Origin of the sequence: Rhodococcus shunpengi (assembly GCF_048381395.1) — a bacterium.
In the GTDB taxonomy this organism is placed as follows: Bacteria; Actinomycetota; Actinomycetes; order Mycobacteriales; family Mycobacteriaceae; genus Rhodococcus.
On sequence record NZ_JBLWIU010000022.1, the window covers coordinates 1 to 9,224 of the forward strand.

2 protein-coding genes are annotated in these 9,224 nt (G+C 69.4%); both read right to left on the minus strand.

The features are described 5' to 3' along the window. Nucleotides 1-1,757, minus strand: a 1,757-nt coding sequence (locus tag ACNJ7K_RS12280; protein ID WP_487041749.1) for a non-ribosomal peptide synthetase, incomplete at its 3' end; no start/stop codon positions are given. Nucleotides 1,758-1,944: 187 nt separating this feature from the next. Beyond that, nucleotides 1,945-9,207, minus strand: a complete 7,263-nt coding sequence (locus tag ACNJ7K_RS12285) for an amino acid adenylation domain-containing protein (protein WP_487041750.1) — start codon at nt 9,205-9,207, stop codon at nt 1,945-1,947. Nucleotides 9,208-9,224 lie beyond the last annotated feature (17 nt).

The following is a 9,224-nucleotide window of genomic DNA, read 5'->3' on the forward strand; positions in this document are numbered from 1 at the left end:
TCGAGACGGGCCGCCAACTCCTGCACCGACGACGCCTCGAACACCACCGGCACCGCCACCCGATACCCCAACCGCGCCGACAACCGCGCCACCAACCGCGTCGCCGCCAACGAATTACCACCGAGATCGACGAACGAATCATCCAACCCGACCCGCTCGACCCCCAGAACCTGCGCGACCTCCGCGGCCACGGCCACCTCCACCGGCGTCCGCGGAGCCCGATACTCGGCCACCTCGAACACCGGCGCCGGCAACGCCGCCCGATCGACCTTCCCCACCGGTGTCAGCGGCACCTCGTCGAGCACCGTCACCGACGACGGCACCATATAACCGGGCAACACCTCCCCCACCGACGCCCGCACCTGCGCCGGATCGAGCACCACCCCCGCCTCGGGCACCACATACGACACCAACGCCGACTCCCCCGACGCCAACGCCGCCCCCACCGTCACCGCGAAACCGACCCCCGGCACCGACGACAACACCGCATCGATCTCCCCCAGCTCGATCCGGAACCCCCGGATCTTGACCTGGAAATCACTACGCCCGACATACTCGAACACCCCATCGCCGCCGCGACGCACCAGATCCCCCGTCCGATACATCCGAGCCCCCGGAGTGAACGGATCGGCCACGAACCGCGCCGCGGTCAACCCGAACCGACCGTGATAACCCCGCGCCACCTGCGCCCCGGCCACATACAACTCACCGACCACACCCTCGGGCACCGGACGCAACCGCTCATCGAGCACGAACGCCCCCACCCCCGCGATCGCCGACCCGATCACCACCGGCGCATCGGACACCAACTCCGCCGACGAGGTCGCCAGAATCGTCGTCTCCGTCGGACCATAGGCATTGAAGAACCGCCGCCGACCCGGCACCGACCACCGCCGCACCAGATCCGGAGTGAACGACTCCCCCGCCACCACCACCACACGCAGATCGTCCAAGCCCGCAGGATCCATCGACCCCAACGCACCCGGCGTCATGAACACATGCGACACCGACTGCGAGGCAATCACATCCGCCAGATCCGGACCACCACCGACCCCCGCCGGCGCCACCACCACCGTCGCCCCCGCCGAGAACCCCACCCCCAACTCGAGCAACGACACATCGAAACTCGGCGAACACACATGCAACACCCGCGACGAAGCATCGACCCCGAAATGCTCACGCTCGGCCGACACCACCCCACCGACACCGGCATGCGAGACCACCACACCCTTCGGCCGCCCCGTCGACCCCGAGGTATAGATCATCCACGCCGCATCCGACAGCTCGAGCGAACGCACCCGATCCGCATACGACACCGGACGCGACGACAACTGCCCCACCTGCGCAGCCACCGACACCTCGTCGACCGCCACCACCGGCACCGACCCCGCCGCCTCAGCCACCACCTGCGCCACCGACGCCACCGTCAACGCCAACACCGCACCCGAATCGGCCACCATGAACTGCACCCGCTCGGCCGGATAACCCGGATCCACCGGCACGAAAGTCGCCCCCGACTTCGCCACCGCCCACAACACCACCACCGACTCGAGCGACCGCGGCACCGCCACCACCACCGCATCCCCCGGCCCCACCCCACGACCGATCAACCACCGCGCCCACCGCGACGACACCGCATCGAGCTCCCGATACGACAACGACCGAGAACCCTCCACCACCGCCACCGAATCACCCGCCGACTCCACCGCCGACACCAACAACTGCGGCAACAACACACCACGACGACCACGGGTCATACGCGGAGCACGAGGGCGAGCACGGTCCTGGCTCCGTGCCCTCATGCGGTGGGTTCCCCCATCCGTGTGCGCGTCCCCGAGCGTGCTCGGCCCCCGACAAGACCTCTGTGCAACACGGAACAGCTCTCCTTCCGGCCGTGGACGCCCCGAACGAACTCGGCCGGTAAGTAAAGTTACCTTTCCGCAATCATTCCTGCAGGACCCAGGGGGAACGCAGGTCGGAAAGTTTGCCGGCGAGTCCGGCGGAGAGCTCCACGCCGTCGTGCGCAGGCCCGTCCGTGACGACGACCGCCACGAGGTCCTCGGTGTCGGGCAGAGCGGCGAGTTCGTCGGCCGGAACGAAGCCGTGGGTCACCCACTCCTCGTCGACGAGGATGCCCGGGTCATGGTCGGGACCGGCGGGAACGACGACGGCACCGGTGATCGCCGCGGCCAGGACGGCGAAGACCGTCCACTGGTCGAGGCGGGAACCGGCGAGAAGGACCCGCGACTCGTAGGTCAGATCGAGGTCCTTCCGGCCGCGCCGCAGCGCCGCGACGACCGCACCGTGGGTGAGATCGAGTTCACTCGTCCGGACGGCCGTGTCGTCGGGGCCGAGGACACCGGAACGGTCGGTGTACGCGATCGAGCGGGTCGGCTGCTCGGTGACGAGGGCGAGCGTCTCCGGATCGTCGACGAACGTCCCCGCGACCGACGACCGCAGATCGTCGCTGCGTGCGAGGGTGGTCAGCACGTGGTCGGCAGTGACCGTGGGGTCGACCGTGACGGCGGCTCCCGTCTTGACGGCGGCCCACACCGCAACGATCAGGTCGGGACCGACCGGAAGGTCGACGGCGACGGTGCGACCCGGACCCGCTCCGCGGGAGATGAGGTACCGGGCCCACTGCGACGACCGGCGCTCGACGTCGACGAAGCCGAGTTCGGTGTCGCCCACCACCACGGCGGGCGCCTCGGGATCGGACTCGACCGCGATCTGCAACTCCTGGACGACGGTCCGGTCGACCGTCTCGAGAGCGGTTTCCCGCACCGGAGCGGCGACCGGGGTGGTTGCCGCCTCGCGCTCGGTCTCGGTCCGGACCTCGATGTCGCCGACCACCGAACCGGGATCCGCGGCAACGGCGTCGAGGACCGTCACGAAGCGTTGCGCGAGTGCCTGCGCCGTCGTCTCGTCGAAGAGATCGACGGCGTAGGTGAGCGCGATCCGCATGCCGTCGTCGTCGGCGAGCGGCTCCACGGTCACCTGCAGGTCGAATTTCGCGGCGAGCACCCCCGAATCGAGTGCTTCCACCGTGAGCTCGGGCAGTTCGAGCCGGGCGGGTTCGAGGTTCTGGAACGAGAGCATCGTCTGAAAGACGGGATGACGTGCCGGCGACCGGGTGGCGACGACCTCGTCGACGATGCGCTCGAACGGGATGTCGGCGTGCGCGAACGCTTCGAGATCGGCGGTGCGTGCCTGTTCGAGAATGTCGGCGAAATGCGCGCCCGGATCGACGTCCGTGCGCAGGGCGAGTGTGTTCACGAACATGCCGACGATGTCGTCGAGCACCCGCGAGCCGCGTCCCGCGACGGCGGTTCCCACGACGACGTCCCGCGAACCGCTCATCCGCGCGAGCAGCACGGCGAGCGCGGCGTGGACGACCATGAACAACGACGCACGGTTCTCGGTCGCCAGCGCCTCGAGCCGCTGCCGGGTCGACGCGTCGACCTCGGTGAAGACCGTGGCCCCGCGCAGGCTCGGTACCGCGGGGCGCGGCCGGTCCGTGGGCAGGTCGAGCAGGTCCGGTACCCCGGCCAGCTGCTGCTTCCAGTAGGCGAGCTGCCTGCCCGCCGGCGAATCGGGGTTCTCGGCGTCGCCGAAGGTCTCCTGCTGCCACGCCGCGAAGTCCGCGTACTGCACCTCGAGCGGCGGGCGGTCGGGTCGCGAACCGGACAGCCGGGCGACGTAGGCCTCCATGAGGTCGCGGGCCAACGGCACGAGCGAGGCGCCGTCGGCCGAGATGTGGTGCACCACGAGCGCGAGGACATGATCGTCGGAGACGACCGAACCTGCACTACCGCCGGCGGAGATCGAGACGAGGCGACCACGTACGGGCGGCTCGGAGGACACGTCGAATCCCTGCGAGGCGACCTCGACCACGGCCTCGAAAGCCTCCTGCTCGGAGGCCACGCGGACCACCTCGAGCGGCGGCATCGACTCCGCATCCAGGATCTTCTGGAACGGGCCCTGCTCGTCCTGCGTGTAGACGGTGCGCAACGTCTCGTGCCGCTCGACGACGTCGCGTACCGCCGCGGTCAGCGCATCGATGTCGAGTGCGCCCCGCAGCCGGATGGCGAGCGGGATGTTGTAGGTCGCGGAGCCCGGGTCGAGCTGGTTGAGCACCCACATGCGCTGCTGCGCGAGCGAGAGGGGGATGCGATCGGGACGCGGCCGTGCGACGAGCTCCGGCACCGCGCGATCGGAACCGCCGGCGTCGACGCGCGCCGCCAGACCCGCGACGGTGGGATCTTCGAACAGTTCCCGGATGGCCAGGCTCGCTCCGGTCGCCTCGTTGATGCGGGCGACGACCCGTGTCGCGACGAGGGAGTTGCCGCCGAGGTCGAAGAACGAGTCGTCGGCACCGACGCGTTCGATACCCAGCACCTCGGCCCAGACCTGCGCGACGATCCGTTCCGATCCGGTGGCCGGTTCGCGGAAACGATCGGCGTCGATGTCGATGCGGGGCACGGGGAGAGCGCGCCGGTCGAGCTTGCCGTTCACCGTGAGCGGCAGTTCGTCGAGCACGGTCACCACATCGGGAACCATGTACCCCGTGAGGAATTCGGATGCGTGCGCGCGCACCGCGGCCGGATCGACGGTCTCACCGGTGCGGGCGACGACGTAACCGACGAGACGTTCGCCGAGTCCGTCGTCCCGGACCATCGCGACGGCCTGTGCGACACCCGGAGCCTGCAGCAGCTGCGACTCGATCTCGCCCAGTTCGATACGGAAGCCGCGGAGCTGGACCTGCGAGTCGCTGCGACCCGCGTATTCGAGGATGCCTTCGCCGTTCCACCGCGCGATGTCGCCGGTGCGGTAGAGGCGACCGCGGCCGAAGGGGTTCGCGACGAAGCGCGCGACCGTCAGGTCGGGGCGTCCGAGATATCCGCGGGAGAGCTGGTCGCCGGAGATGTACAGCTCGCCCGGCACGCCGGCGGGCACGGGATGCAGGCGCCGGTCGAGGACGTAGGCGTCCAGTCCGGGAAGCGAGCGTCCGATCGCGCTGGCGGCACCGGCCTTCGCGAGGGCGCGGTCGATGGGCTGGTACGACACGTGCACCGTGGTCTCGGTGATGCCGTACATGTTCACCAGTTGCGGACCGGCGGGGTGACGATCGAACCAGCCCGCGAGCCGGGCCGGGTCGAGTGCCTCGCCGCCGAAGACGACGTAACGCAGCGCGAGCGGTGCCGTGTCGGCCGCGAGAGTGCGATCGGCCTCGTCGAACTGGTAGAACGCCGACGGCGTCTGGTTGAGCACCGTGACGCCCTCGCGGCGCACGAGCTGCGCGAACAGCTCGGGTGACCGGGAGGTGAGGTAGTCGACGACGACGAGCCGGCCTCCGTACAGCAGCGGTCCCCACAGCTCCCACACCGAGAAGTCGAAGGCGTAGGAGTGGAACAGCGTCCACACGTCGTCCGGGCCGAAGCCGAAGCGGGGTTCGGCGTTGGCGAAGAGGGTCAGCACGTTCCGGTGTGTGACGGCGACGCCCTTGGGGCGGCCGGTGGAACCGGAGGTGAAGATGACATACGCGAGATCGTCCGGCTGCGGCGATGCGATCCGGTCGGCGTCGGTGAGCGGATCGGCCGAGACCGAGGCGTCGTCTTGTGCGGCGGCGACGTCGAGCATCTCGATTCCGCTGCCGCGCAACGCCTCCGCTCCGGGCTCGTCTCCGAGTGCATCCGAGGTGAGGATCACGCGAGGTCGCGCCTGGTCGAGGATGTACCGCACACGGTCCTGCGGGTGAGCGGTGTCGATCGGCAGGTAGGCGCCGCCGGAGAGCACGACCGCGGTGAGAGCGACCACGAGGTCCTCGGTCCGCGGCAGGGCCACCGCGACGAGAGTGCCCGGTCCGACGCCTGCGCCGACGAGCCGGCGTGCGATCCGGTTCGCGCGGGCACCGAGCTCGGCGTACGTGAGGGTCGTCTCCCCGTGGGTCACCGCGGCATTCGCGGCGTGCGCGCGGACGGCCACGTCGAAACGGGCAGCCAGCGTGGCCGGTTCGGCGACCGGGACGGATTTGCCGAGCGTGTTCCACTCGGTGAGGATGCGGTCGAGCTCGCCGTCGGTGACGAGCGGCACGTCGCCGACCGCGACGCGCGGATCGGTGGTGACCGCCTCGAGGATCCGCGAGAACCGTTCTCCGACAGCGGCGACGGTCTGCTGATCGAACAGTTCGGTGGCGTAGTTGAATTCCACCACGAGGCCGGAAGGATCGCCGGCGGCGTCGACGACATCCGCGACGGTGACCTGCAGATCGAACTTGGCGACCTGCGCGTCGAAGTCGATACCGGAGACAGTCAGCTCGGGCAGTTCCAGCTGCGAGACCGGCATGTTCTGGAAGGTGAGCATCACCTGGAAGAGCGGGTGGCGCGCCTGCGAACGAGGCGGATCGAGCACCTCGACGAGCCGCTCGAACGGCACGTCGGCATGGGTGAACGCCTCGAGGTCGGCCGTGCGCACCGAGTCGAGGAAGTCGCCGAAGGACGCATCGGGTTCGACGGGTGTACGCAGCACCAGGGTGTTGACGAACATGCCCACCAGATCGTCGAGCGCGGCGTCGCCACGGCCGGCGACGGGAGTACCGATGGTGATGTCGTCGTTACCGCCGAGCCGGGCGAGAAGCACGGCGAGCGCGGCGTGGACGACCATGAATTCCGTTGCGCCGCTGCGGCGGGCGAGATCGGCGATCGCTGCGCGGACCCGCTCGTCGAGGGTGAGGCGGTGCGAGGCACCCCGATAGCTCGCGACGGCCGGCCGGGGACGATCGGACGGCAGCGTCGCCTCTTCGGGCAGATCCGCGAGGGTCCGCGTCCAGAAGTCCGTCTCGCGCGCCATGAGCGACTCGGGGTCGGACTCCTCGCCGAGGACCTCGCGCTGCCAGAGTGTGTAGTCCGCGTACTGCACCTCGAGCGGTGCCCATCCGGGTTCCCCGCCCGCGACACGCGCGGCGTAGGCCGTCACCACGTCGCGGGTCAGCGGCCCCATCGAGTAGCCGTCGGCGGAGATGTGGTGCACCACGACGACGAGCACGTGCTCGTCCGGGGCCACGGCGAACAGACGCACTCGGATCGGAACCTGTTGCGTCACATCGAAGCCGGTAGTGACCGCTTCGGCGACCCGGGCCGGGACCTCGTCGGCCCCGACGGTCTCGGGACGGACCTCGACGACCGCGTCCGCGGCGGGCAGCACCTGCTGGTAGCCGACACCGTCGATCTCGGGGTAGACGGTGCGGAGCGATTCGTGACGTTCCACCACGTCGGAGACTGCTGCCTGCAGCGCATCGACGTCCAGACGTCCCGAAAGACGAATGGCCACAGGGATATTGTTCACGGCGGAATGCGGTTCGAGCCGGTTGAGGAACCACATGCGTTGCTGCGCCAACGACAACGGCACCCGATCCGGACGCTGCCGCGCCGCCAACACCACACTCCCGACCCCGGCACCGGCGGTGCCGGTATCGAGACGGGCCGCCAACTCCTGCACCGACGACGCCTCGAACACCACCGGCACCGCCACCCGATACCCCAACCGCGCCGACAACCGCGCCACCAACCGCGTCGCCGCCAACGAATTACCACCGAGATCGACGAACGAATCATCCAACCCGACCCGCTCGACCCCCAGAACCTGCGCGACCTCCGCGGCCACGGCCACCTCCACCGGCGTCCGCGGAGCCCGATACTCGGCCACCTCGAACACCGGCGCCGGCAACGCCGCCCGATCGACCTTCCCCACCGGTGTCAGCGGCACCTCGTCGAGCACCGTCACCGACGACGGCACCATATAACCGGGCAACACCTCCCCCACCGACGCCCGCACCTGCGCCGGATCGAGCACCACCCCCGCCTCGGGCACCACATACGACACCAACGCCGACTCCCCCGACGCCAACGCCGCCCCCACCGTCACCGCGAAACCGACCCCCGGCACCGACGACAACACCGCATCGATCTCCCCCAGCTCGATCCGGAACCCCCGGATCTTGACCTGGAAATCACTACGCCCGACATACTCGAACACCCCATCGCCGCCGCGACGCACCAGATCCCCCGTCCGATACATCCGAGCCCCCGGAGTGAACGGATCGGCCACGAACCGCGCCGCGGTCAACCCGAACCGACCGTGATAACCCCGCGCCACCTGCGCCCCGGCCACATACAACTCACCGACCACACCCTCGGGCACCGGACGCAACCGCTCATCGAGCACGAACGCCCCCACCCCCGCGATCGCCGACCCGATCACCACCGGCGCATCGGACACCAACTCCGCCGACGAGGTCGCCAGAATCGTCGTCTCCGTCGGACCATAGGCATTGAAGAACCGCCGCCGACCCGGCACCGACCACCGCCGCACCAGATCCGGAGTGAACGACTCCCCCGCCACCACCACCACACGCAGATCGTCCAAGCCCGCAGGATCCATCGACCCCAACGCACCCGGCGTCATGAACACATGCGACACCGACTGCGAGGCAATCACATCCGCCAGATCCGGACCACCACCGACCCCCGCCGGCGCCACCACCACCGTCGCCCCCGCCGAGAACCCCACCCCCAACTCGAGCAACGACACATCGAAACTCGGCGAACACACATGCAACACCCGCGACGAAGCATCGACCCCGAAATGCTCACGCTCGGCCGACACCACCCCACCGACACCGGCATGCGAGACCACCACACCCTTCGGCCGCCCCGTCGACCCCGAGGTATAGATCATCCACGCCGCATCCGACAGCTCGAGCGAACGCACCCGATCCGCATACGACACCGGACGCGACGACAACTGCCCCACCTGCGCAGCCACCGACACCTCGTCGACCGCCACCACCGGCACCGACCCCGCCGCCTCAGCCACCACCTGCGCCACCGACGCCACCGTCAACGCCAACACCGCACCCGAATCGGCCACCATGAACTGCACCCGCTCGGCCGGATAACCCGGATCCACCGGCACGAAAGTCGCCCCCGACTTCGCCACCGCCCACAACACCACCACCGACTCGAGCGACCGCGGCACCGCCACCACCACCGCATCCCCCGGCCCCACCCCACGACCGATCAACCACCGCGCCCACCGCGACGACACCGCATCGAGCTCCCGATACGACAACGACCGAGAACCCTCCACCACCGCCACCGAATCACCCGCCGACTCCACCGCCGACACCAACAACTGCGGCAACAACACACCACGACGACCACGGG